The following is a 25029-nucleotide window of genomic DNA, read 5'->3' on the forward strand; positions in this document are numbered from 1 at the left end:
AAAGTAAATAACAACTAACTCACCACCTGAAAAATAGCTAATGCATAAATTGCAAACCTTGCAAACCTTAACAAACCAAATGTTAAAACACCTTTTAAAGGATACTTTATCATTCCAGCAGCCATACAAGTTATAGAGAAAGGAATAGGTAAAAGCGCACCAACAACAATTAAAAAACCTCCCCATTTTCTAATATTTTTTAATTGTTTTGCCATTTTTACTTCTAAATAATTTTTAACCTTTTCTATTTTCAATATTGTTTTTCCAATATAAAATGAAATAATTCCTCCCACGTAAGAGAAAACAGCCAAAATAGCCAAGTTAATAACTGGTTCAGTTGTTTTTTTTGTCCAAGCAATAAATAATTCTGGTGGAATTAAGCCTAAAAAAGATTCTGAAAGAAAAAATGTGACAAATATTTGAGTAGCCGTAAATGTATCCGTTAAATTTTTTAACCCTTCATTTACATTATAAACATAATTATTAAACAAGAAAATAATCACAATAACAATTGCTATTGGCAACAGTGCTTTTTTTACACTTTTACCTACAAAAGAATAAAACCCTGTATAAGAATAATACTGGTGTAATAATTTAAACTTTGATTTTTTCTTTGACTTACTAGTTTCTTTCATTTAACTTCTCATGTTCAGGATTTGCAAAAATATACAGAAAGAAATTAAACTAGAAGATATTCACGCAACATTTTCAACATTTAATCATAATTTAACAAATTAGCTAACCTTCTTTATCAATAATTGTTAAAGCTAAACGAATTTTAAAATATTCAACCTCACCATTTAAGTGTTCAAAATAAGGTTTTAAAGCTTGTGGACTTTCTAATTCATCTTTAGATTTTCTAACTTTTTCAACTTCTTCATTAGATACAAAATCATAAATTTCTATATCTTTTCCTTCAGTGTACAACAATGCTAAATGTGAAAAAATAGTAGTTGATTTTAAATTTCTTTTTTTAGCAATTTCATCAATATCTAGCCCTTCTTTATATAAATCATAAGTAATTTTATGTGTATCCTTCTTTTTTCTAGTTTTAATTTTTTCATTAGAAAAAGCTACAATTTCAGCAATAAAATCTTCTCCATAAACTTCGAGTTTTCGTTGTCCTACTCCACTAATTTCCAAAAAGTCAGCCTCACTCATAGGGCGCGCACGTTCCATTTCTTTTAATGCAGCATCACTAAAAACTAAATATGCTGGTATATTTTCAGCCAACGCAATTTCTTGCCTTAATTTTCGCAGTCTTTCAAATAACGTATCTTTTTTAGCCTTTTTAGTTTTAGTTGCTTTTTCAATTACTGGTTGCTCTTTAAATTCAATAGGTCTTGTTAAATTTACTACCTCATTCTCAAACAATACTTTTTTAGAAAAACTAGTTAATTGCAAAGCATTATTTTTATGAAAAGCAATTTCGCAATACCCTTGATTTGTTAATTGAATTAGGTATTGTTGCCAATCTCTCCACGAAATTTCTTTACCAACACCATGAGATTTTAACTTATCGTAACCTTTATCCAAAATGGTTGCATTTAATGCACCTCGAAGCACATCTATAACTGTTCCAATAGCTTCAGCCTCTTTTAATCTTGTAATTACCGAAAGTGCTTTTTGAGCTATAATTGTTCCGTTAAAAAACTGTGGTGGATTTTTACAAACATCGCAATTTCCACAATTTTCACTTAATAATTCTCCAAAATAACTCAATAGTATTTTTCTTCGGCAAGTAGTTGCTTCCGAAAATTGTTTCATTCTATCTAATTTTGCAGCTTGCACTTCTTCATTTGAAGCTCCGCTCATAAATTTTTTAAGTTGAATTACATCAGAATAACTATGAAACAACAAAGCATTTGCTTTTAATCCATCTCTACCACAACGCCCAATTTCTTGGTAATATCCTTCAATATTTTTTGGCATATTGTAGTGAATTACCCAACGCACGTTAGATTTATCTATTCCCATTCCAAAAGCTATTGTAGCACAAACTACTTGAGTTTTATCAAAAATAAAATCTTCTTGCGTTTTAGTTCTCTCTTCAAAACTTAAACCTGCGTGATAAGCCTTTGCATTTATTCCGTTCAACTTTAATTTTGAAGCAATTTGCTCTGTAGATTTCCTACTTAAACAATAAATAATTCCAGATTCATTAGGCTTTCGATTGATAAATTTAATAATTTGAGTTAATCTATCATTTGCTGGACGAACTTCCAATTCAATGTTTTTTCTATCAAAAGAAGATAAAAATTGTGTTGCATTTGTTATGCTTAATTGCTCTAAAATATCTGCTCTTGTTGCTTTATCTGCTGTTGCTGTTAATGCAATAATTGGCGTATTTGGTAATGATTTCTTAAGAAAACCTAGTTGTTGATATGAAGGTCTAAAATCGTGTCCCCAAGAAGAAATACAATGCGCTTCATCAATTGCAACGCAGCTAACATATTTTTCATTCAAAATATTTTCTAGCAATTGTAAACTCTCTGGCGCAACATAAAATAGTTTAATTTCTTTTTTAAATACCTTTTCAAAAATAGCTTCTTGTTCAGCACTTTCTTGACTACTATTAAAAAAATCTGCTGCAATTCCATTCGCATTTAAACCATCAACTTGGTCTTTCATTAAAGCAATTAAAGGTGAAATTACCAACGTAATTCCATCAAATAAAAGTGCTGGTAACTGAAAACAGATAGACTTTCCTCCACCGGTAGGCATAATTACCAAATTATCGTTTTTTAAAAGTACAGATTCTATAATATTCTGTTGTTGATCACGAAAACTATCGTAACCAAAATACTTTTTTAATGTAGGTATCAGCTGTTCTTTTGTTTCTTTTAATAGCATTTAACAGATTTTTGACAAAAGTACATTTAATTAACAAATTAGAAGAAATTGAAATTAGATGACTTATTCACACTTTTATTTCAATATATTTTAATGATTACAGCATTCATTGATAATATCTTAAATTATATTCTATATACTTTAAGTTACATATGTTTACTAGATTTCTGAATTAAAAAAAACGTGCAACCCTCGTAAAACTTTCGTAATTTGGCCTGCTTAAAGTTTGACTTAATAAATAAATTAAAAAGACATGAGTAAAATTATGACAGTCGACATATTGTCGAGTATTAAAGGAGCACAACCATCAGAGGCTGTGAACAAATTATTTGATGTAATTAAAAATGCACAACCAACAAATAATAACTCTTTAAATAATGTTACTAATAATTGCGTGTCTATTAATAATTTAAGAGAAGATGTAGTAATAGAGAGTTCGGCTATTGAAAAACAAATAATTTTAGAAAATTTCCCGAACAAAAAAAACGGTTATTTAGTAGTTTCTAAAGTTATAGAAGGTTAAAAATGGATTCTCAAATAAAATACATACACCAACAATTGGTGTCTAAACAGATAACTTGTACAGCTTTAGTACAAGAAAAATTAGACTTACTAAAAGAAAATACACACAATACTGTAAATTCTATTTTAGATACTTTAGCTTTAGAATTAGCTGCAAAAGTAGATACTAAAATTAAAAACGGTGAAGAAATTGGATTACTTGAAGGTATACCTTTTGGAATTAAAGATGTATACATGGTTCAAGGAACTTTTACTACAGCAAGTTCAGATTTATTAAAAAATTACAAATCTGCTTATACCGCAACTGCTATTCAAAAATTATTAGATGCCGGAGCAATTCCACTAGTAAAAGAAAATTGTGATAGTTTTGGTCATGGATCTTCTAGTGAAAACACTATTTTTGGAGCTGTTAAAAATGCACTAAATCCTGAATTGGTTGCTGGTGGTTCAAGTGGTGGTTCTGCAGTGAATGTAGCTAAAGATTATACCGTTTTTTCTATTGGAGGCGATACTGGAGGTTCCATTCGTCAACCTGCTGGTTACAATAAAATATATGGTTTAAAACCTACATACGGAAGAGTTTCACGTTATGGAATAATGGCATATGCGTCATCAACTGATTGTGTTGGTCCGTTAGCAAAATCTGTTGAAGATATTCGTATTGTTTTAAATGTGATGAGTGGTAAAGATCCTAAAGATCAAACATCAATCACTTCTAAAGAAATAAGTGAAAATGCTATTTCAACAAACACCGTAAAAACTGTAGGTTACTTTAAAAACTTTATTGAAAGTGATGCTATTGATTCTGAAGTTAAAGCAGATTTTTTAGCAAGTATTGAAAAAATAAAAGCTAAAGGAATTAACGTAAAAGAACTCGATTTCTTTAAATCTGATATTTTAGTTTCAACATATTACACGTTAGCAATGGCAGAAACTGCTTCCAACTTATCTCGTTTAGATGGAACTAACTACGGAAACCGTATTGAAGCAGAAAATTTAATAGAATCTTATGCTGTAACGCGTTCAGAAAATTTTTCTGAAGAAACAAAACGTAGAATTGTTGGTGGAAACCAAGTGTTGTCACAAGGTTTTTCTGATGAAATTTATTTAAAAGGATTGGCTTTAAAAAATCAAATTTCTGAAAATTTTAATGAAGATTTTAATGAAGTTGATATTATTTTATCTCCAGTTACACCAAGTGCACCACCTAAAATTGGAGAAAGTTTAAAAGATCCACACGCCATGTATTTATCTGACGCCTACACTGTTGGATTTAGTTTAGGACAACTACCAACTTTAACTGTACCACAGGGAACAGTTACCGGATTGCAAGTTACGGCCGCAAAAAATAATGAAGAATTGATACTGAAGTTTGCTAACTTCTTAAAAGATACACTATAATGGAATTAGAACAATTAAATGCTGCTATAAAAAAGCACGATTTAGAATTGGTAATTGGACTAGAAACACACGTTCGATTAAATACCAAAACCAAGTTGTTTTGTTCTTGTCCAAATCAAGAAATTGAAACACCAAACACAAATATATGTTCCGTTTGTACTGGGCAAATGGGCGTTTTACCTGCTATTAATAAAGAAGCTATTACTAAAGCTATTTATTTTGGAAAAGCAGTAGAATCTTCGTTCGACAATGAAATAATCTCCTGGGATAGAAAACATTACGAATATCCTGACAACCCAAAAAACATTCAAATAACACAATTTCATAATCCAATAATTCCAGACGGACACGTTTCTTGTTATAGAAACGATGGTTCACAGTTTACAGTGAATTTAACACAAGTTCATATTGAAGAAGATGCTGCAAAGTTAATGCACGAAAAAAATGTTTCGTTAGTTGATTTTAACAAAGCTGGTGTTCCGTTAATTGAAATTGTTACAGAACCTTGTATCAGAAATATTGAAGATGCTTCTACTTATGCACAGTATATTCAGCGTATTGTTCAAAATTTAGGAATTTCAGAAGCAAATTTAGAAAAAGGTGAATTTAAATCAGATGTTTCGGTGTCGCTACGTAAAAAACGTAGCTACGATTTAAATCCACGTACTGAAATCAAAAACTTAAACTCGTTTAAGTTTATGGTTGATGCCTTAAAAGAAGAAATTGAAAAACAACTCAACTATTACGTTGAACATAAAGAATTTAGACCAGACCAAACTACCGTTTTATGGGATGCTGATTTAAAGCAAACCAAAACAATGCGTAAAAAGGAATTTGAAGCAGATTACCGTTTTATTTCTGAACCAGATTTACCTTTTGTAAGTATTAAAAACGAAATTAAAGCCATAAGTGTTGATTCTAGCGCATTACCTTTTGCGGTTGAAACTGTTTTAATTAAAGGTGGTGTTTTACCTCAAGACGCCAAATTTTTTACTGCTGATGCTGTCCGTTCTAAAGTTTTTATGGATATAAATAAAGAGCTAAAAGATCCATCTTTTGTTGCAAAAACGTTGGTAAACAATATTAAACCAGAAGATTATGCAGCAATAAATAGCATTGAGAGTTTAATAGAAATATTTCAATTGTTTAAAGCTGAAAAAATCACAGCTGTTTTAGCTCAAAACGGAATAACTTCGTATTTAAAAGATAGAACTTTTGATTATAACAAGTATTTTGAAGATAACACCATTTCTGAAGAAAAAATTGAAGAAGCAATTCAAAAAGTTATTTCAGAAAATGAAGCTATTGCTAACGACATTAAGTCTGGAAACCAAGGAAAAGCAGGTATTTTAGTTGGAAAAGTAATCAGCATTATTGGTAAAGGAGCTTCTGGAAAAGTTATTAGAAAAGGGATTTTAAATAGATTAAATCCTTCAGAAATATCAGAACAAAAAACAGGTTATGGAAAAGGTTTATTAGAAAATGAAAATAGCGCTAAAAAAGATCATGATGAAGCGTTACCAAACATACCAACAATAATAAAAGATAATTATAGAACTCATAAAGCTTCTGATTTATCTGAAAAAAGCATTTCAGAAAAAGTAACATTAGCTGGTTGGGTTTCTAGTGTACGTGATCACGGAGAATTAATATTTATTGACTTACGCGATTCTAGTAACGAAATTTTCCAAGTTAGATTAAGTAGAGAATCGTTTCCTAATTTAGATGAATTAGTAAAACTAAAACCTGAATCTGTAATTTCAGTAACAGGTGTTATTGTTCAACGTAATGAAGACGATTATAATGCAAGTTTACGAACTGGAAAAATTGAATTAGAAACATCTGAATTAGAAATTTTAAATTTATCTAAAACACTGCCTTTTGAAATAAAAAGAGCTGCAAAAACTAGTGAAACTGTTCGTTTCCAATATAAATTTTTGGATCACAGAAATGATGATGTTAGAAGAGCTATTGTTAATCGCCACAAGGTAATTAAACTAATGCGCGACATTTTAGATGAAGAGGAATTTTTAGAAATTGAAACACCAATTTTAACTGCTGGAACTGATGAAGGTGCAAGAGAATTTATTGTTCCTACGCGTAAACAAGCAGGTTCTTTTTACACCTTACCACAAGCACCTCAACAATTTAAACAAATGTTAATGGTAAGTGGTTACGAGAAATATTTTCAAATTGCACGTTGCTTTAGAGATGAAGATTCTCGTGGAGACCGTCAACCAGAATTTACACAGTTAGATATTGAAATGGCGTACGCAAGTATGCAACAAATTATAGATTTAAACACTAAAATGTTTAATGAAATAGTGAAAAAAATATATGGTAAAAAATGGATTTTACATCCGTTTGAAGTAATTACCTATAAAGAAGCCATGGATTTTTACGGTTGTGATAGACCAGATTTACGTTTTGGCTTAAAAATGCAAGACATTACAGAAATTGTAAAAGACACAACATTCCAAGTATTTAGCAAACCTATTGAACAAGGTGGAATTGTAAAATGTATTAAGGTTTCTGCTGAAGAACAAGGTAAAAGCCGTATGTCTAAAGGTCAAATTGAAAATCTAACTGCCATTGCACAACAAAACGGTTTAGGAGGTTTAGCATATATTATTGTAAATGAAAACGATTTACAATCGCCAATTATTAAGTTTTTGGGTGCTGAAATTGCTGCAGGAATTATTAATGAAACCAATGCTGAAGTTGGTGACATTGTATTTTTCTCTGCTGCCGATTATGAAACTGCAAACAAAGCGTTAGATGCTGTTAGACAAGAAATGGGTAAAATTTTAGGTTTAATAAACCCTAAAGAATTACGCCCAGCTTGGGTAGTTGATTTTCCAATGTTTGAAAAAACAGATGAAGGACGTTGGACATTTACACACAACCCTTTCTCTATGCCTGCTATTTACGATTTAGACAAGCATATGAATGGTAAAGAAGATGAAATTGGAACCATCATCGCTCAACAATACGACTTAATCTTAAACGGTTATGAAATTGGTGGAGGATCTGTTCGTGCGCATAAAGCGGAGATTTTAGAAGCAACTTATAGAAATATGGGTTACAATAAACAGGAAATGATTAAAAGTGTTGGAGCTATGTATAAAGCTTTCCAATATGGAGCACCACCACACGGAGGAATTGCTTGGGGAGTTGATAGATTAATGATGATTTTAGAGAAAAAAACATCTATTAGAGAAGTAATGGCATTTCCTAAAACAGGAACTAGTGACGATTTACTTTTTGGTGCGCCATCTCAATTATCAGATAAAAAAGTAGAAGAACAAAACGTTCGGATTCTAAAATAATAAAATTAAAAAAGCTGTCCTAAAAATTAGTTTTTCGTCAATCTGAACTTGTTTACTCATTTCTTTATTATCTTTTATTAAAGAAATCGTGAATATTCATTTCAGGTTCGCATAGTGACTGTTTATCAGTTTAATGTGATTCTGAAATGAATTCAAAATGACGGTTTAGAATACTTTTAAGACAGCTTCTTTTATTTAAAAAAATTCATATGGAACAATTCACATTAGTATTTGCAAGTATTTTAGGAGGATTAGCTGTAATATTTGGAGCTTTTGGAGCACACGCTTTAAAAAAAATTCTTTCTGAAGAACAATTAAAAAGTTTCGAAACAGGTGTAAAATATCAAATGTATCATGCTATTGTTTTATTAATTATTGGTTTCAATTTTAAATTAGAAATTGCTTCAGAAAAATATATGGTTTATAGTTTTATTGCCGGAATTATTCTTTTTTCCTTTAGTATCTACGGTTTGGTTATTTCTTCAGCAAAAAATAAAAAAATAAAAATTCTTGGCCCTATTACACCTCTTGGTGGTTTACTATTAATTATTGGCTGGGCACTACTAGTTTATAACGTTTAATTTTAAGTTTATGCAATACCAAAATGTATTTATCCTTTTCTGGGAACAAGTTAAAGATAGTATTGAAAAAGGTGAATTTGCCAAATTAACTATGGCAAAAACTATTGGCAAACCTAACTTGAAAAATATTTTTTTAAGACCCATTTTTTCTGAAGATACTTATAAAGTATTACTTAAATTTAGTTACAGATCTAAAGAAACAGAAGATGTGGAAAAAGAACTTACACTAGAGGAAGCTTACGCAATAATGAAACCACATTTAAAAAAGTCATTTTTATCTGTATTGCTATTTACCACAACAAAAGATGTTACCTTTAAAATTAACAAAAAAGGTATGGGAAGTATCACTGAAAATACTCCAACTTTTCACGAAGTTATACTCGCTAAAAAGAATGAAGAATAAGCAAAAAAGTACATTTTAATTGTTATAATATGAAATAAAACAAATTGTATTTTACTATTATTACAAAACTTCATTTTCTAAAAAACCTCCAATAGCAAGTATAATTTCTATTCGTGTATTTTTTGTAGTTTTATAGCTCAAACAATTTATTTTTTAATGAAAATTCAAGTTTTTAAAGGAATCTTCCTTTTATTAATTGGTATTACACTATTTAGTTGTAAAAAAACAACTTCTTTTGACGCTTTAAAAGAAGTTAATTATGTTGAAGAAAACTATACTAAAACTGAAGCATATATTACTATGCGAGATAGTGTTAAACTATTTACAGTAATATATTCACCAAAAAATACTTCAAAAAAATACCCAATACTTTTACAACGTACACCATACAGCTGTAGACCATACGGAGAAGATAAATTTAAAAATAATATTGCTCCAAATCCTCATTTAATGAAGGAAGGAAATATAATTGTTTACCAAGATGTTCGAGGGCGTTGGATGAGTGAAGGAACCTATGATAATATGCGTGCTTACATTCCAAACAAAAAAAGTAATTTAGATATTGATGAAAGTTCTGATACTTACGACACTATAGATTGGTTGGTGAAAAATGTTGAAAATAACAATGGTAATGTTGGTACTTGGGGAATTAGCTATCCCGGATTTTATAGTACCTACTCTACTATTGATGCGCATCCAGCATTAAAAGCTGCTTCGCCACAAGCTTGTATTGGAGATTTTTATTTTGATGATTTTCACCATAACGGAGCTTATATGCTTGCGTATTTTAAAATTACATCGTTGTTTGGAACTCCAAAAACTAAACCTAGTAATACTAGCTGGTACAAATTCCCCGATTTAAAAACTAAAGATGGTTATCAGTTTTTTCTAGATGCTGGTCCACTTAAAAATTTAGATACATATTTTGAATATGAGCATTTAGATACACCTAATTTACAGAGTAAAAATAAAGCTACTGATTTCTTTTGGGAAGAATTAAAAGAACACCCAAATTACGATGAAGTTTGGCAAAGTAAAGGTCTAATTCAACATTTAAAAAATGTAAAATCTCATGTTGCAACTATGGTAGTTGGTGGTTTGTTTGATGCTGAAGACTTGTATGGACCTTTAGAAACCTATAAAAACATTGAAGAGTTCAATAAAAATAACTATAACACATTAGTTTTTGGGCCTTGGAGTCACGGACAATGGGTAAGTCCTAAATCTAAAAATAACGTTGGAAATTATTATTTTGGAGATTCAATTTCATTAAAATATCAAACAGAAATAGAAACAAAATTCTTCAATCACTTTTTAAAAGGTAATGGAGATAAAAACGCTGGTTTACCCGAAGCTTATGTATATGATACCGGTAAAAAAGAATGGAACTCATACAATAATTGGCCTCCAAAAAAAGCCGAAAAAAAAGTTTTCTATTTATCTGAAAACCAAAAATTAACTACTTCAAAAGAAAAAGAAACTGGAATTAAATTTATTAGTGACATAAATAAACCTGTACCTTTTTCTGAAGATATTAAAACTACATTTACTCCAAGAAAGTATATGACCGATGACCAACGTTTTGCTGCAAGAAGAAATGATGTATTGATTTTTGAAACTGAAGTATTAGAAAATGATTTAACACTTGTTGGTGATATTTTAGCAAAATTACAAGTTGCTACTACAGGAACCGATGCCGATTGGGTGGTAAAAGTAATTGATGTTCATCCTTCTAATATTAAAGAGAACAATAAGGATATGCAAAAACACTTAAAATTGAGTAATTACCATTTAATGGTGAGAAGTGAAATTATGCGTGGAAAATTTAGAAATAGTTTTACGCATCCTGAACCTTTTGTTCCTAATAAAAAAACTGCTGTAAACATTAAACTTCAAGATATACACCATACATTTAAAAAAGGGCATAAATTGCAAATACAAGTTCAAAGTACTTGGTTTCCATTATTTGATCTAAACCCTCAAACGTATGTAGATAATATTTTTAAGGCTGATAAAAAAGACTTTAAAACACAAACACATACCGTTTTCACTTCTTCAGAAATTGAATTTAAAGTATTAAATTAGTAAGGTCTAATTTTTTAAATTAAGGGTTATGAGAAAAATTATATTCATTTTAGCAATTCTTTTTATTTCTTGTAAAGAAGAAAAACCTAAACTAGCCCAAAATTTTTCAACCGCAAAAATTGAATACGAGCTTGAAACTATTGTACCTAATACAGATGTACCTTGGGGAATGGTTTTTTTACCAGATAACTCCATTTTATATACAGAACGAAAAGGAGAATTAATTCATTTTAAAAACAATACAAAAACAAAAATTGAAGGTTTACCAGAAATTTACGTTCGTGGCCAAGGTGGTTTATTGGATGTTGAATTGCACCCAAACTATAAAAATAATGGTTGGATTTATTTATCTTTTTCATCAGATATCAACAACAAAGGTGGTGGTGGAAACACAACTATTTTAAGAGGGAAAATTGAAAATAATACACTTGTAAACAAAGAAATAATTTACAAGGCAACACCTAATTTCACAAACGGAACGCACTTTGGCTCTAGAATTACTTTTGACAATGATGGTTTTTTATTCTTTTCAATTGGCGATAGATATAATAGAAATACCTTGCCACAAGATATTACAAAAGATGCTGGGAAAATATATCGTTTAAACGATGATGGAACAATACCAAAAGATAACCCATTTGTAAACACTAAAAATGCCAAAAAGGCTATTTATTCCTACGGACACAGAAATCCGCAAGGTATGGTTTTACACCCAAACACTGGTAAAATTTGGACTCACGAACACGGTCCGCAAGGTGGAGATGAAATAAACATAATTAAAGCTGGTAAAAACTACGGATGGCCAAAAGCATCGTATGGTGTAAATTATGGTGGATCCGTATTTACCGAACATAAAACGTTACCTGGAATGGAAAATCCTATTCACTATTGGGTACCATCTATTGCACCAAGCGGAATGGAATTTGTTACTAGCAATATTTATCCTGAATGGAAAGGAAACTTGTTAGTAGGTTCTTTAAAGTTTCAATACTTAAACAGATGTATTATAAAAAACAATAAAGTTGTAAAAGAAATTAAAATGCTTGAAGGTTTAGGACGCGTTAGAAGTATTAAACAATCTCCTGATGGTTTTATTTATGTAGGTATTGAACATAAAGGTATTGTTAAAATTATTCCAAAAAAATAAGAAACTGTTTAAAAATCTACTTTTCGTCAACCTGAACTTGTTTCAGGTTCTCATAAACATAAGTAATAATATAATGAGATTCTGAAATGAATTAAGAATGACGGATTTTCACATTTTTAAACAATTTCTTATTTTAAAATTTTCAATCTAATTTATTCTATTTTGAAGTGAATAAATTTGGTTTAAATGTGAACATAATCCAACCCCATGAGTTCGTTTCGTCTTTATCTCCACCTTTTAATACTTCCATAGAATCCTTTGCAAACATTTGTGAGTATCCAGCATTCAACATAATATTGTTTGCTACTTTATAACCAAATACTAAATCAACTTCAGTACCTAAACTAGCATCCATTTTTGTACTTCCGCTATAAATATCTGCAGCAGAAGAAAAGAAATGAGGTATTATTTTTGCGGAAAATTTATCTTTACTATACGCCAACGTTACATTAATATCAACTAAACCTACAGATGTCATATGACTTCCAACATAAAAATAATCCATCCAACCGTTAAATTTATGGTTGGTTCCGTAGAATGGTTGAAATGATTTTATATCAGAACTAGCGTCATCCATGTCTTTCCCAGATAAATATTCTGCACCTAATCCTAACGAAAATTCATTCGATAATTTATAGTTTATGTTACCGGCAAAATTACTTGCGTTAACATCATTATCCATTAATTTTCCTGTTTGAAAATAAGCTGAAAAATCTGCAGCCAATTTACCTTTTCCATATTTTAAGTGAGTTCCTAAAGTTTGAGAATAATCTACTTCCTGGCTTCCCATATCATCATACTCAACACCATTGTTTAATACTAATAAACTTACTCCTAAATTATTAAGTTTTGTATTATACCAAGCATATTGAAACGCTTTATAACCTGCAACGTTTGTATATAAAACATCTGTATTGCTTTCTGAATCAGAGTTTAAAGCAAAACCTAGATCTAATTTACTGTTTTCGGATATTTTAAATTTTGCTAACATCGCATCGTGACTTCTACCTTGCTGTGCCCAACCTACGTTACCAAAAATTCTACTATCATCATAAATAATTTCTTGACGCCCTAGTTTTAATGAAAAGTTTTCAGATAATAAAGCTTCTGCCCAAGCTTCGTGTAAAGCTGTATTATTATCATCAGCTCCCAAAGTGCTAATATCTCCCCAAACACGTACGTTTTGTAAAGAAATGCCTATTTTAATTTTCTCTTGTTGAAAATTAAAGTTTAAACGTGAACGCTGTGAAACAAAGTTTGCTCCATCAACACCATCGCTTATTAGAGATTTGTAGCCATGACGGTTTTCAAATCTTGGTCGAATCTCTGCAGATAAATCGAACTGCTGCGCTGTTAAGGTTGTTACAAAAAGTGTAACAAATAGACTTAAAAATAAGTATTTTCTCATTGTTGTTAATTTGAATTAAATTCTTTATTGATATAATAAGACCTTTTTATCTTATAATAAATATGTGCGAAAATACATTCTTATTTAATATCAAATACTGATAATTATCAATTATTAAAAATTAATCCCAATCTAACAGACGTTTTTCTCCTTCTAATTTTTGAATTTCAGTAATATCTTGCGACATTTCAATTACACCTTTATAAGCCTTTTTATCATCTCTGATTGCAAAATATCTAATATGAATTATTCTTCCACGAAAGTTAAACCAGAATTCAGCCATATCTTTAGTTCCTGCTTTAAATTCATCAACAATTCTCAACACCATGTGTACACTTTTTGGTGGATGACAAAACTTTACCTCTCTACCAATAATTCCTTTACTACGCGGAAAAACTCTATCTTCTCCTCTATTGTAAAAAATCACTTTATCATTCTCATCTACATACGTTATATCTATTGGTAAAAATCGAAGTAATAGATTTACTTGTTCTGGAGTCATATAGCCTTCATCTAAATGAAACGTGTTTTCGGTTGAAAAAGATAATTCTCTTTCACTAAAATCTTCACTTGGGTGAACATATGCTATCTCTTCAACGGCAGGATACTGCACTGGTTTTTCTTTCAACATCCAACCAATTTCTTCATCGCCAACATAAAACTCTTCCCAATCTTTTTCTTTTAATAAACCCATAGCATTTGGAAATAAACGCTCATCTTCAATACTCAATAATCGTTCAATTCCTTGTGTTAAATAAGGAAGGTTTTCAACTATTTTTTCTATATTTTTATCTGAATTATACTTGTGAAGTAATTTTATTTGTTCCCTTAAATTATCGTGGAAAGACCACATTCCTTGACTTGGACCTTCCCAACCATATTTTTCTAAATAAGGGAATAATTGATTTTCTTTTCTAGCAAATCGCTTTTCAATAGTTGTTAATTGGTTAAATATGTTGAAGTATTTCTGAAAATCTTCTCCTGTATTCACTTCATTTAATTCTAAAATTAAATTTTGAATTAACGTGCTTTCTTCATAATACACCTTAACAGGATGCCCTGCAGGTAATTTTTCTACTGTTGTTAAAAATGAGTTCATTATTTAATTGTATTTAAAGCTTTTGGAATTAAAACGTTTTTTTCAAAATGCATGTATTTATGAACTTCATGCTGTAACTGATTTAAGTTTTTATATAAATAACTATATGAGCTACATGCACTTTCAGGCACTTGGTATTCTGAAGATAAATTAGAAATTTCTTTAAAAGAATCTCCAATTAATTTTTGAGCAATTTCATTTCTTTTTATTGCTTTTTGAAAAGCTTGCAAAGTTTCAATAGATACCTCTTCATTTTTTTCAACTGTTTCTATAATTTCATTTATAATTGGATACAAACTCATAATAGAGTTTGTAAATGTTTCAGAAATTACAGTATTTACATCTTTAACTAACTGGTTAATTTCAATAACCTCATTATGTTCAACTCCGTGAACTTCGGCTACTTTAGCTGCATAGGGTAAAACTTCAAAAATAAGATCGCTAATTTTAGTGTGGTAATTTTCTTTAACTTGATTAATTAAAGTAGGTATGTCTAAATCATTCACATTCACCTTTCCAGAAATTTGTGCATTGATATTTTTAATTTCTAAAATCAACTTTTCTAAATCAACTTCAGCATTTTTACATGCAATTTCAATGGTGTCTCCACCTCCACAACAAAAATCAATTTTATATTTGCTAAAAACATGGTCTGCCCCCATATTTTCAGATACAACTTCTGCCACCGTTTGTTCTTTTATAATACTCATTTTTAAATTTTTATTTTCAATCTATAAAGAATATAAGACCTTTTTATCTTTTATAGATGCAAATATATAAGATTAAAATTATTTTACTACAGAAAAAATGAATTATTTACCTGATGTTAAATTATCTACATCTTTAAGTGTAAGTACTCTGCCTTTAGCTGAAATTTCTTCAGCAAACTCTATAATAGTTTTATCTCTAAATTTACCTAATATTTGTTGTTTAAAAGGTTCTACTATAAAATGAACTGGACAAGGATTTTCTCCATCACATTTTGATAATCCTAAAAAACATTCGTTTAATCTACCCAAACCATCTATATTTTCAATAATATCAATTACTGATTTTTTTTGATTTTTTTTTGAAAGATAAAAACCTCCATTTGGGCCTTTAGTTGAAGAGATAATTTTACCTCTAACTAATTGCTGAAATAATTTTGCTAAAAAAGGGCTAGGTACATCTATACTTTCAGCGATAACTTTAACACTAATTTTTTTTGTTTCACTTGAATGTTCTGCTAAAAATAAAGCAGATAGTATAGCATATTTACTTGCTCGAGAAAGTGTCATTTTTTTTTAGCTTTTTTTTATTAATAATGCGAAATTACTAAAAAAAGAGTAAGAAGTATTATATTTTATTGAATTTAACGGTAAAATGACGCATAATTGGAGCTTCATCAATTATTTTATAACCATTTTTAGCTTCTTTTCTAGTATTATAAATATTTTTTAATGTAGCTGCAATATAATCCATATGGTTATTTGTATATGTTCTTCTAGGCACAGCCAAACGCACCAATTCTAATTCTGGATAACGATTTTTGCGTGTAACTGGATCTCTATCAGCTAGTACAGTTCCAATTTCTACACCTCTAATTCCTCCAACAATATATAATTCAATAGCTAAAGCTTGTGCTCTATACTCTTCTCTAGGAATGGTTGGCACAAATTTATTTGCATCTAAAAATATTGCATGTCCACCAAATGGTTGTTGTACAGGTACTCCATATTCTACCAGTTTTTTTCCTAAATATGCTATTTGCTCTACTCTACTTTCTAAATAATTAAACTCTGTTGATTCATTTAGCCCAACGGCTAAAGCACCCATATCTCTACCATTCATTCCTCCATACGTAATAAATCCTTCAAACATAATATTAAAAACGGTGGCCTGTTTAAATACTTTTTTATTATTTAATGCAATAAAACCACCCATATTTACTAAACCATCTTTTTTGGCACTAATAGTCATTCCATCACCATAAGAAAAAACTTCTTTCACAATTTCTTTTATAGTTTTATTAGCATAACCTTCTTCTCTTTTTTTTATGAAGTACGCATTTTCAGCAAATCGAGCAGCATCAAAATACAATGGAATTTTGTACTTACTACACAGCGCTGAAACTTCTTTAACATTCTGCACAGAAACTGGCTGACCTCCTGCACTGTTACAAGTTATGGTATGAATTACAAACGGAATTTTTTCCTTCGGATATTTTTTAAAAACCTTTTCTAATTTTACAACATCTATATTTCCTTTAAAAGGATGAATTATTGATGTATCAAAAGCCTCATCAATAGTACAATCAATTGCAGTAGCTTTTCTAAACTCTATATGCCCTTTTGTAGTGTCAAAATGTGAATTACCCGGAACAATATCTCCTTCTTTAATTAGTGCAGAAAACAATACATTTTCAGCTGCTCTACCTTGGTGAGTTGGTAAAAAATATTTAAATCCAGTAATTTTTTTAACTGTTTTTTTTAGTTTTTTAAATGATTGAGAACCTGCATAACTCTCATCACCAATCATCATTTCAGCCCATTGTTTATCACTCATTGCGCCAGTTCCAGAATCAGTTAACAAATCTATAAACACATTTTTAGACGATAAATTAAATAAATTGTAATGTGCTTTTTTTATCCATTTTTGGCGATCTTTTTTTGTTGAACGCTTTATGTGTTCAACCATTTTAATTTTATAAGGTTCTGCATATGGTAATTCCATAATTGTAATTTTAGTATTGAAAATATGTGTAAGAATTTGCAACTATAACAGTTGACTTCAAAAAAAAAATTATAAAGAAATAAAACACTCTGGGCGTTTTATATATAAATATATGTTGAAATACTTTTTGAAAAAACTTAACATTATTTTTAAAAAATGAATTGCACTAACAAATTTAAAAAAAACTTGATACTTAACACCTAATTAGCTCCACAATATTAAATAACAATTATAACACATAATAACAGAGGTTACACTTATATTTGCAAGCAATTAAAAAACTAATGATACTTGTTAAAATTACGTTTTAAATCAAGAATCTGATAAATATCATTATTTTTGCAAAACGTTTATTTTCAACTACAATTATATCAAAATGAATAAAATATTAAATCAGTTATATTCTACCCGATTAATGGCCGTATTATTTATAGTTTTTGCTATTGCAATGGGTGTTGCCACTTTTATAGAAAACGATTATGGCACCGAAACTGCAAAAGCACTAGTATACAATGCATGGTGGTTTGAGCTAATTATGGTTTTATTTGCTATTAATTTTTTTGGAAATATTTTTAAATATAAATTGTATAGAAAAGAAAAGCTAATAGTTCTTACTTTTCATTTAGCTTTTTTTTTAATTTTAGTTGGAGCTGGTGTTACAAGATATATTAGTTATGAAGGTATAATGCCTATAAAAGAAGGCGAAGTAAGCAACAAATTTCTAACAGAAAAAAACTTTGTAAGTGTAGTTATAAATAATGGAAACGAACAAAAAACTCCTATCCATAAATCCGTATTATTTTCTGCTTTAGGTTCTAATAATTTTAACATAAATACAGATTTTAAAGGGCAAGATGTTTCTATAAAATTAACTGATTATATTCCAAATGCTATTGAAACTTTTGAAGAAAATGATCAAGGTGAAGAATATTTACTATTTGTAGAGTCAGGTAGTGGCGGTCGTCACAACCATTATATTAAAAAAGGTTCTTCAGAAATAGTACATGGCGTATTGGTTGGTTTTGATTCTGAAAATAAAAACACCATTGATTTTAAAACTATAGATGGAAACTTAAAAATTAAATCTGCAGTTGAAGGTAATTTCTTTAGAATGGCAGATAGTTTTCAAGGGAATGTTGCCAAGGATTCTCTTCAAAATTTTTCGTTATTAGCAGTTTACAACCTTGCAGGCTTACAATTTGTTATTCCAAAACCTGCAGCTAAAGGTTCTTATAAAACTGTTTCAGGCACATCGGAGCAATCTGGCCTAGCCCAATTAGAATTTGATGTTACTACTAACAACAAAACAGAGCATGTTAAAGTTAAAGGTGGTAAATTCTCCATGCAAGAACCTACACTATTTTCAGTAGATAATTTAAACTTTAGATTAAGTTATGGATCTAAACAATTAGAATTACCATTTAGCATAAAACTGAACGATTTCCAATTAGAAAAATATCCAGGTTCCAACAGCCCAATGTCTTACGCCAGTGAAGTAACTGTTATTGCTCCAGAAAAAACATTTGATTACAGAATTTTTATGAATCATATTTTAAACTTTAAAGGTTATAAATTTTTTCAATCTAGTTACACAATTACAGATACTTATGAGCAAACTCATTTAAGTGTTAATCATGATTTTTGGGGAACAACAATCACCTATATTGGTTACTTTTTATTATATGCTGGTTTAATTTTAATTCTATTTGTAAAAGGAACTCGTTTTAGTTTTTTAAGAAACTCTCTAAATAAAATTAGAGATAAAAAATCTTCATTAACTATTGGTTTATTAATATTCTCAAGTATTCTTTTTGCACAACAACACAATCATAAATTAACTGAAGTACAAATAGATTCAGTAATTACAGCCAACACTATCGATTTAAAACATGCTGAAAAATATGCTAAACTTATTATTCAGGATGCTGGTGGTAGAATGAAACCTGTTCACACTTTTGCTTCACAATTATTAAGAAAAGTAAGTAAAAGCGATACCTACAAAGGTTTAAATGCAACTCAAGTATTTTTATCTATTCAACAAAATCCAAGAATATGGTTTCAAACACCTATAATTTATATTGAGAAAGACAACACTAAACTACGTGATATTATTGGAATTCCTCACGATCAAAAATATGCAGCACTTGTAGATTTATTTGATGCTAAAGGAATGTCTAAAATTGATAGTTATGTACAAAAGGCTCATAAAAGTAATATTAAAAGTAAGTTTGAAAAGGATGTAATAAACGTAAATAATCGTTTAAATTTATTGTATTCGGCAATTATGGGTGATGTTTTACGAATTTTTCCAATTCCAAACCATCCAGAAAACAAATGGGTTTCTCATAGAGATTTACACATGTCTAACCTTAAAGATCAAGACTCCTTATTTGTAAATAAAGTTTTACCAATTTATACACAAACTTTAGCCGAAGCAACATTTAACAAAAACTATAAACAAGCTGATGAAATTTTAGCAGGTATTATTAATTATCAAAAGAAATTTGGGAAAGCTGTTTACCCTTCTGATGATAAAATAAATTTAGAAATAGCTTACAATAAATACGATGTTTTCAAAAAACTATATAGCTACTATATGTACATTGGAACATTAATGTTTTTTCTAGTAATTTTTCAAATATTCAAAAATAATAAAACTGTAAACTTTTTAATAAAAGCATGTATTGCAATAATTATAGGATTATTTTTAATGCACACTGGAGGTTTAATAGCACGCTGGATAGTTAGTGGTCATGCACCTTGGAGTAATGCTTATGAAAGTATGATTTATGTAGGTTGGGCAACAATGTTATTTGGATTACTATTTGGAAGAAAATCATCAATGACCATTGCTGCAACGGCATTTTTAACAGCGTTTATTTTAATGGTTGCACATTGGAATTGGATGGATCCTGAAATTGCCAATTTAGTTCCAGTACTTAATTCATATTGGTTAATGATTCACGTAGCAGTAATTGTGGCAAGTTATGGACCATTTGCTTTAGGTATGATTTTAGGTTTGATTTCATTATTACTAATGATTTTAACCACCAAAAAGAATAAAGAAAAAATTGGTTTAATGATTAAAGAACTAACCATTATTAATGAAATGTCTTTAACAGTAGGTCTAATGTTATTAACTGTAGGAAACTTTTTAGGCGGACAATGGGCTAACGAAAGCTGGGGACGTTATTGGGGTTGGGATCCAAAAGAAACTTGGGCTTTAATAAGTATTATGATTTATGCTTTTGTATTGCATTTACGCCTAGTTCCAGGTTTACGCGGTAGATTTACATTCAACATGTTTTCAGTAGCTGCGTTTGCTTCTATTTTAATGACTTATTTTGGGGTTAACTTTTACTTATCAGGTCTGCATTCTTACGCAAGTGGAGATAAAGCAATAACACCAACATTTGTTTATTATTCAATAGCTATTTTTTCTATAATTTCTTTATTAGCTTATGAACAATATAGAAAACACTATAAAAAGTAAGGTTATTTATTCAAAAAATGTAACTTTGCATTTCATTAAATTTGAACATTTATGTATAATAAAATAATAAAATTAATTATTGCTGCTGCTATAGTTGTATGGGCAATTTTTCAATTTATTGAAGGACATATTTTAAACGGTATTTCATTATTACTTTTAGCAGGAATATTTGTGCTATTCTACTTTAAAAATGAATTTATTTTACTTGCTTTTTGGCAATTACGTAAACAAAATTTTGATGGAGCTAGCAAATGGCTAACTTATATTAAAAACCCAAGTACAGCATTGGTAAAAAAACAAGAAGGTTATTATAATTTTTTACAAGGAATTATGATTTCGCAAAAAAATGTTACCAAAGCTGAAAAATACTTTAAAAAAGCATTAAAATTAGGCTTAAACATGAAGCACGATATTGCAATGGCAAAATTACAATTAGCCGGAATTGCAATGACCAAAAGAAGAAAACGTGAAGCTCAAATGTTAATTACAGAAGCTAAAAAATTAGATACACAAGGTGTTTTAACAGATCAAATTAAAATGCTTAAACAACAAATGAAGAAAATCTAACAATATAATTTACAACACAAAAAAAAGCGGCAATTGCCGCTTTTTTTTGTGTTGTGTTCTAAATAAACTATTCTAATATTATTGGAGCAAGTTCCTTATTATATTGAATTAAGTACACTTCAGTATTTTCTGTAGGTCCAAATAATTTTTTATTAAAATTAAAGGTATGAGATAATCGTCTAGAAACACCTGCCTTCATTCCATCTTCAAAACTATTATTACTAGCTAGCCTTGCTAAAACATCATAAGCTACATCAAAACCTCTAACTGAATATTTAGTTGGAACTGCATAATTTAAACTTTGATACTTTTTATAAAACCTTTGTACAGTAGGTGCACTCATATCTATAAACTCTGAAGTTGGATATGTAAAATTCAACATTCCTAATAAATTATTATCAACTTTATCAAAATTATCTCCTTTTTCAAAAGAAAACAAACGCAATTTAAAATCTTCAGAATTATAACTTTTCAAGCCATTAATTGCCGAAGCTGTAGTTTCGTTTTCATCAGTAATTAAAATAATCCAATTATTAGATGTTAAACTCAACTTTTCAACCAATTTTTCGTTATTAATAACTAAATTTTCTTTTTTATCTTTTCTTACACCAGGTTTTAAAACTGATATAGTTTGAATCGAGTCAAAAGCCTTCATTTTGTTAACCGTTTGCCAAAGTGCTTTTTGCGTATCTGCTTTTCCATCGTTAATTACAATAATATTTTCTCCTTTGTAATTTTTCTCTAAATAATTAAACAAAGCTTTATCTAATAACTTATTGCTTGGCATAGATTTTACAATATTATTAGATGCTAATTGATCTTGTTTTTTTGAAAACATTGGGGCAACAACAGGAGCGTCAACCTTTTTTGATAACCAAACAGCTTTATCATAAAAAAGTGGTCCAATAACAACATCTGCATCATCTAAATTATTGTTAGTTATAATGTTTTGTAATTTTTGAATTGAATTTTCAGTATCAAAATATTTTAAATTAATACTTAATCCTTTATGTTTTAATGAGTCAATTGCCATTAAAACACCCATATGTATATCCGTAGCAATATTTAATAATTGATTTTTTTCAAACTTATTTGTTAATGAAGAATCATCTATTTTATTTAATTGATAAGGCAACATTAAAACAACATTCAAAGATTTACCACTGGCAAAATTTTCTACAAATATTTTTTTTGTTTCCTCTAAAATTTCAGTTGAATCAACTTCAGTTAAAGTATTTGATATTGGCTTTATTTTTAATACCATTCCTAACTTTAATCCATCTTTTAAAACTGGATTTAATTGAAGTAATTCTTGTTCAGAAACATTGTAACGTTTGGTTAAATTATAAACCGTATCATCCTTAATAACTTTATGAAGTTTATATTTTAATACATCATCTTCAACAATTTGCTCAACAGACTCTTTTGCTTCAGGTATTATTAATTTAGTTCCAATTTTTAAATCTGAAATAGTTAAATTAGCTACTTTCAATTCCTCTACAGAAATATTAAATTTCTTTGCAATTCCAAACCAAGTTTCTTTAGGTTTTACCAAATAAATTCCTTTTTCAACAACATTAGAATTTACACTTTCAACTGTGTTTCCAAAATTTAAATTAGGCACAATAATAACTGTATTAGCCTTTGGTTTTCTCGAAACATCAGGATTTAAGCGTAATAAATCTCTAGTAGAAATTTTATACTCTTTAGCAATATCCTTCATTGTTTCACCTTGCTGTACAGTATAAGAAACATATTTTTTTTGTTGTGAATATCCAAGTATACTCACAAATAAAAGCACTATAATAGCAATTTTTTTCATGTTGTTATTTTTATTCCCACTCAATAGTTGCAGGTGGTTTTGAACTAATATCATATACTACTCTATTAACGCCTTTAACGTTATTTATTATTTTGTTTGAAGTTTTTTGTAAAAACTCGTATGGTAAATTAACCCAATCAGCCGTCATACCATCAGTAGATTCTACCGCTCTTAATACAACAGCTTTCTCATACGTTCTTTCATCTCCCATAACACCAACTGAATTTACAGGTAATAACATTGCACCAGCTTGCCAAACTTTATTATACAAACCATCTTTTTTTAATCCTTGAATAAAAATATGATCAACTTCTTGCAACATTCTCACTTTTTCAGCCGTAATATCGCCTAAAATACGAATTCCAAATCCTGGTCCTGGAAACGGATGACGACCTAATAATTCAGCATCAATTCCCATTGAAGCTCCAACTCGTCTTACTTCATCTTTAAAAATGGTATTTAAAGGCTCCACTACTTTTAACTTCATAAAATCAGGCAATCCACCAACATTATGATGCGATTTTATAGTTGCAGAAGGTCCACCTGTTGCTGAAACTGATTCAATAACATCTGGATAAATAGTTCCTTGCGCCAACCATTTTACATCTTGAATTTCATGTGCTTCATCATCAAAAACCTCTATAAAAACACGGCCAATAATTTTACGTTTTCCTTCAGGATCCGATTCTCCTTCCAATTCTTTCAAAAAACGTGCCGAAGCATCTACACCTTTTACATTTAAGCCCATGCCTTTGTATTGTTCCAATACACTTTCGAACTCATTTTTTCGCAACAATCCGTTATTTACAAAAACACAATACAAGTTTTTACCAATTGCTTTACTAATTAAAACAGCCGCAACTGTTGAATCTACACCTCCTGATAATCCTAAAACAACTTTATCGTTTCCTAGTTTTTCTTTTAGTTCGGCAACTGTAGTCTCTACAAAACACTCTGGTGTCCAAGTTTGCTCCAAACCTGCAATATTTACCAAAAAGTTTTTTAGAATAGTTAACCCATCTTTTGAATGATATACTTCTGGGTGAAATTGAATTCCGTATGTTTTTTCTTCCTTTATTTTAAATGCAGCATTTTTCACATCGTGTGTACTTGCAATTAACTCGTAGTTTTCTGGTAAATCTAAAATAGTATCACTATGACTCATCCAAACTTGGCTACCTAGTGAAACATTCTTAAAAAACACTTCCCCATCCTTTACATAAGAAAGGTTTGCTCTTCCATATTCACGTGTATTTGACGCTCCTACTTCACCACCAAAATTATGCGCTAAATATTGTGCTCCAAAGCAAACACCTAACATAGGTAATTTACCCTTAATTTCAGATAAATCTGGTTGTGGTGCATCCTCTGCTCTAACCGAAAATGGGCTTCCTGAAAGTATTACAGCTTTGTAATTTTTAACATTAAAATTTTTACTATTATAAGGAAATATTTCACAAAAAATATTTAACTCCCTAACTCTTCGAGCAATCAACTGTGTGTATTGCGAACCGAAATCTAAAATAAGTACCTGATGTTGCATCCGCAAAAATAATATTTAAATAATTATAAGCTAAACCATTGTGCTTTTTTTATTCAAAATATAA

General features: G+C 29.5%; 18 protein-coding genes. 9 read left to right on the forward strand and 9 right to left on the reverse strand.

The features are described from left to right. Positions 1 to 14: 14 nt before the first annotated feature. Together R3X25_RS01770 and recQ are read right to left on the reverse strand one after the other, a co-directional pair. Positions 15 to 635, reverse strand: a complete 621-nt coding sequence (locus R3X25_RS01770) for a short-chain dehydrogenase (protein WP_317671258.1) — start codon at positions 633 to 635, stop codon at positions 15 to 17. Between the two features lie 103 nt (positions 636 to 738). After that, positions 739 to 2853 (reverse strand): DNA helicase RecQ, encoded by a 2115-nt coding sequence (recQ, locus tag R3X25_RS01775; RefSeq protein WP_317671260.1) that lies wholly within the window; start codon positions 2851 to 2853, stop codon positions 739 to 741. Between the two features lie 265 nt (positions 2854 to 3118). Between recQ and R3X25_RS01780 the strand changes: the two genes are divergently transcribed. From R3X25_RS01780 to R3X25_RS01810, 7 genes are all read left to right on the forward strand, one after another. Continuing rightward, positions 3119 to 3376, forward strand: coding sequence for an Asp-tRNA(Asn)/Glu-tRNA(Gln) amidotransferase subunit GatC (locus R3X25_RS01780; RefSeq protein ID WP_317671262.1), 258 nt, complete (start codon positions 3119 to 3121; stop codon positions 3374 to 3376). Between the two features lie 2 nt (positions 3377 to 3378). Further along, a complete protein-coding gene (locus R3X25_RS01785; RefSeq protein ID WP_317671264.1) occupies positions 3379 to 4776 on the forward strand; it encodes an amidase in 1398 nt (465 codons plus the stop codon). Continuing rightward, positions 4776 to 8105 carry a bifunctional amidotransferase subunit GatB/aspartate--tRNA ligase AspS gene (gene gatB/aspS, locus R3X25_RS01790; protein WP_317671266.1) on the forward strand — a complete coding sequence of 1110 codons (3330 nt, stop codon included), beginning with the start codon at positions 4776 to 4778 and terminating at the stop codon, positions 8103 to 8105. Before R3X25_RS01785 ends, gatB/aspS begins: the two co-directional genes overlap by 1 nt. Before the next feature lie 209 nt (positions 8106 to 8314). After that, complete coding sequence (locus R3X25_RS01795) at positions 8315 to 8686, forward strand: DUF423 domain-containing protein (RefSeq protein WP_317671268.1); 372 nt, start codon at positions 8315 to 8317, stop codon at positions 8684 to 8686. A 10-nt stretch (positions 8687 to 8696) separates the two neighbouring features. Then, positions 8697 to 9089: a hypothetical protein gene (locus R3X25_RS01800; RefSeq protein ID WP_317671270.1), complete on the forward strand. Its 393-nt coding sequence runs from the start codon at positions 8697 to 8699 to the stop codon at positions 9087 to 9089. Positions 9090 to 9245: 156 nt separating this feature from the next. Beyond that, a complete protein-coding gene (locus tag R3X25_RS01805; RefSeq protein WP_317671272.1) occupies positions 9246 to 11174 on the forward strand; it encodes a CocE/NonD family hydrolase in 1929 nt (642 codons plus the stop codon). Between the two features lie 28 nt (positions 11175 to 11202). Continuing rightward, a complete protein-coding gene (locus R3X25_RS01810; protein WP_317671274.1) occupies positions 11203 to 12321 on the forward strand; it encodes a PQQ-dependent sugar dehydrogenase in 1119 nt (372 codons plus the stop codon). 157 nt (positions 12322 to 12478) lie between these two features. Here the strand turns inward: R3X25_RS01810 and R3X25_RS01815 are convergent, their stop codons facing one another. The 5 genes from R3X25_RS01815 to R3X25_RS01835 all read right to left on the reverse strand — a co-directional run bounded on the left by R3X25_RS01815 (position 12479) and on the right by R3X25_RS01835 (position 17540). Beyond that, complete coding sequence (locus tag R3X25_RS01815; RefSeq protein ID WP_317671275.1) at positions 12479 to 13729, reverse strand: alginate export family protein; 1251 nt, start codon at positions 13727 to 13729, stop codon at positions 12479 to 12481. A gap of 121 nt (positions 13730 to 13850) precedes the next feature. After that, positions 13851 to 14828 (reverse strand): DUF438 domain-containing protein, encoded by a 978-nt coding sequence (locus R3X25_RS01820; protein ID WP_317671277.1) that lies wholly within the window; start codon positions 14826 to 14828, stop codon positions 13851 to 13853. Next, positions 14828 to 15538, reverse strand: coding sequence for a DUF542 domain-containing protein (locus tag R3X25_RS01825; protein WP_317671279.1), 711 nt, complete (start codon positions 15536 to 15538; stop codon positions 14828 to 14830). The genes R3X25_RS01820 and R3X25_RS01825 overlap by 1 nt, the downstream gene beginning before the upstream one ends. A 102-nt stretch (positions 15539 to 15640) precedes the next feature. Next, a complete protein-coding gene (locus R3X25_RS01830) occupies positions 15641 to 16105 on the reverse strand; it encodes an Rrf2 family transcriptional regulator (protein ID WP_317671281.1) in 465 nt (154 codons plus the stop codon). A 58-nt stretch (positions 16106 to 16163) separates the two neighbouring features. Beyond that, entirely contained in the window at positions 16164 to 17540 is a 1377-nt protein-coding gene (locus R3X25_RS01835) for a tryptophanase (protein ID WP_317671283.1), read from the reverse strand. A 376-nt stretch (positions 17541 to 17916) separates the two neighbouring features. On the opposite strand from R3X25_RS01835, the gene ccsA reads away from it, so the two are divergent. Both ccsA and R3X25_RS01845 read left to right on the forward strand, forming a co-directional pair. Next, positions 17917 to 21033 carry a cytochrome c biogenesis protein CcsA gene (gene ccsA / locus R3X25_RS01840; protein WP_317671285.1) on the forward strand — a complete coding sequence of 1039 codons (3117 nt, stop codon included), beginning with the start codon at positions 17917 to 17919 and terminating at the stop codon, positions 21031 to 21033. Between the two features lie 51 nt (positions 21034 to 21084). Continuing rightward, on the forward strand, positions 21085 to 21600 hold the full coding sequence (locus R3X25_RS01845; RefSeq protein WP_317671287.1) for a DUF2892 domain-containing protein: 516 nt from the start codon (positions 21085 to 21087) through the stop codon (positions 21598 to 21600). 67 nt (positions 21601 to 21667) lie between these two features. On the opposite strand, the gene R3X25_RS01850 is transcribed toward R3X25_RS01845, so the two are convergent. Together R3X25_RS01850 and guaA are read right to left on the reverse strand one after the other, a co-directional pair. After that, a complete protein-coding gene (locus R3X25_RS01850) occupies positions 21668 to 23422 on the reverse strand; it encodes a LysM peptidoglycan-binding domain-containing protein (RefSeq protein WP_317671289.1) in 1755 nt (584 codons plus the stop codon). Between the two features lie 10 nt (positions 23423 to 23432). Continuing rightward, a complete protein-coding gene (gene guaA / locus R3X25_RS01855; RefSeq protein WP_317671291.1) occupies positions 23433 to 24965 on the reverse strand; it encodes a glutamine-hydrolyzing GMP synthase in 1533 nt (510 codons plus the stop codon). Positions 24966 to 25029 lie beyond the last annotated feature (64 nt).

Source organism: Lutibacter sp. TH_r2 (genome assembly GCF_033101135.1).
Lineage (GTDB): Bacteria > Bacteroidota > Bacteroidia > Flavobacteriales > Flavobacteriaceae > Lutibacter.

Excerpts from the sequence above, each read along its gene's own strand:
- R3X25_RS01770 (WP_317671258.1), bottom strand. The coding sequence starts at position 635 with ATGAAAGAAACTAGTAAGTCAAAGAAAAAATCAAAGTTTAAATTATTA.
- R3X25_RS01820 (WP_317671277.1), bottom strand. The coding sequence starts at position 14,828 with ATGAACTCATTTTTAACAACAGTAGAAAAATTACCTGCAGGGCATCCT.
- R3X25_RS01845 (WP_317671287.1), top strand. The coding sequence starts at position 21,085 with ATGTATAATAAAATAATAAAATTAATTATTGCTGCTGCTATAGTTGTA.
- R3X25_RS01825 (WP_317671279.1), bottom strand. The coding sequence starts at position 15,538 with ATGAGTATTATAAAAGAACAAACGGTGGCAGAAGTTGTATCTGAAAAT.
- R3X25_RS01805 (WP_317671272.1), top strand. The coding sequence starts at position 9,246 with ATGAAAATTCAAGTTTTTAAAGGAATCTTCCTTTTATTAATTGGTATT.
- R3X25_RS01785 (WP_317671264.1), top strand. The coding sequence starts at position 3,379 with ATGGATTCTCAAATAAAATACATACACCAACAATTGGTGTCTAAACAG.
- guaA (WP_317671291.1), bottom strand. The coding sequence starts at position 24,965 with ATGCAACATCAGGTACTTATTTTAGATTTCGGTTCGCAATACACACAG.
- R3X25_RS01810 (WP_317671274.1), top strand. The coding sequence starts at position 11,203 with ATGAGAAAAATTATATTCATTTTAGCAATTCTTTTTATTTCTTGTAAA.
- gatB/aspS (WP_317671266.1), top strand. The coding sequence starts at position 4,776 with ATGGAATTAGAACAATTAAATGCTGCTATAAAAAAGCACGATTTAGAA.
- ccsA (WP_317671285.1), top strand. The coding sequence starts at position 17,917 with ATGAATAAAATATTAAATCAGTTATATTCTACCCGATTAATGGCCGTA.
- R3X25_RS01835 (WP_317671283.1), bottom strand. The coding sequence starts at position 17,540 with ATGGAATTACCATATGCAGAACCTTATAAAATTAAAATGGTTGAACAC.
- R3X25_RS01850 (WP_317671289.1), bottom strand. The coding sequence starts at position 23,422 with ATGAAAAAAATTGCTATTATAGTGCTTTTATTTGTGAGTATACTTGGA.
- R3X25_RS01780 (WP_317671262.1), top strand. The coding sequence starts at position 3,119 with ATGACAGTCGACATATTGTCGAGTATTAAAGGAGCACAACCATCAGAG.
- recQ (WP_317671260.1), bottom strand. The coding sequence starts at position 2,853 with ATGCTATTAAAAGAAACAAAAGAACAGCTGATACCTACATTAAAAAAG.
- R3X25_RS01830 (WP_317671281.1), bottom strand. The coding sequence starts at position 16,105 with ATGACACTTTCTCGAGCAAGTAAATATGCTATACTATCTGCTTTATTT.
- R3X25_RS01815 (WP_317671275.1), bottom strand. The coding sequence starts at position 13,729 with ATGAGAAAATACTTATTTTTAAGTCTATTTGTTACACTTTTTGTAACA.
- R3X25_RS01795 (WP_317671268.1), top strand. The coding sequence starts at position 8,315 with ATGGAACAATTCACATTAGTATTTGCAAGTATTTTAGGAGGATTAGCT.
- R3X25_RS01800 (WP_317671270.1), top strand. The coding sequence starts at position 8,697 with ATGCAATACCAAAATGTATTTATCCTTTTCTGGGAACAAGTTAAAGAT.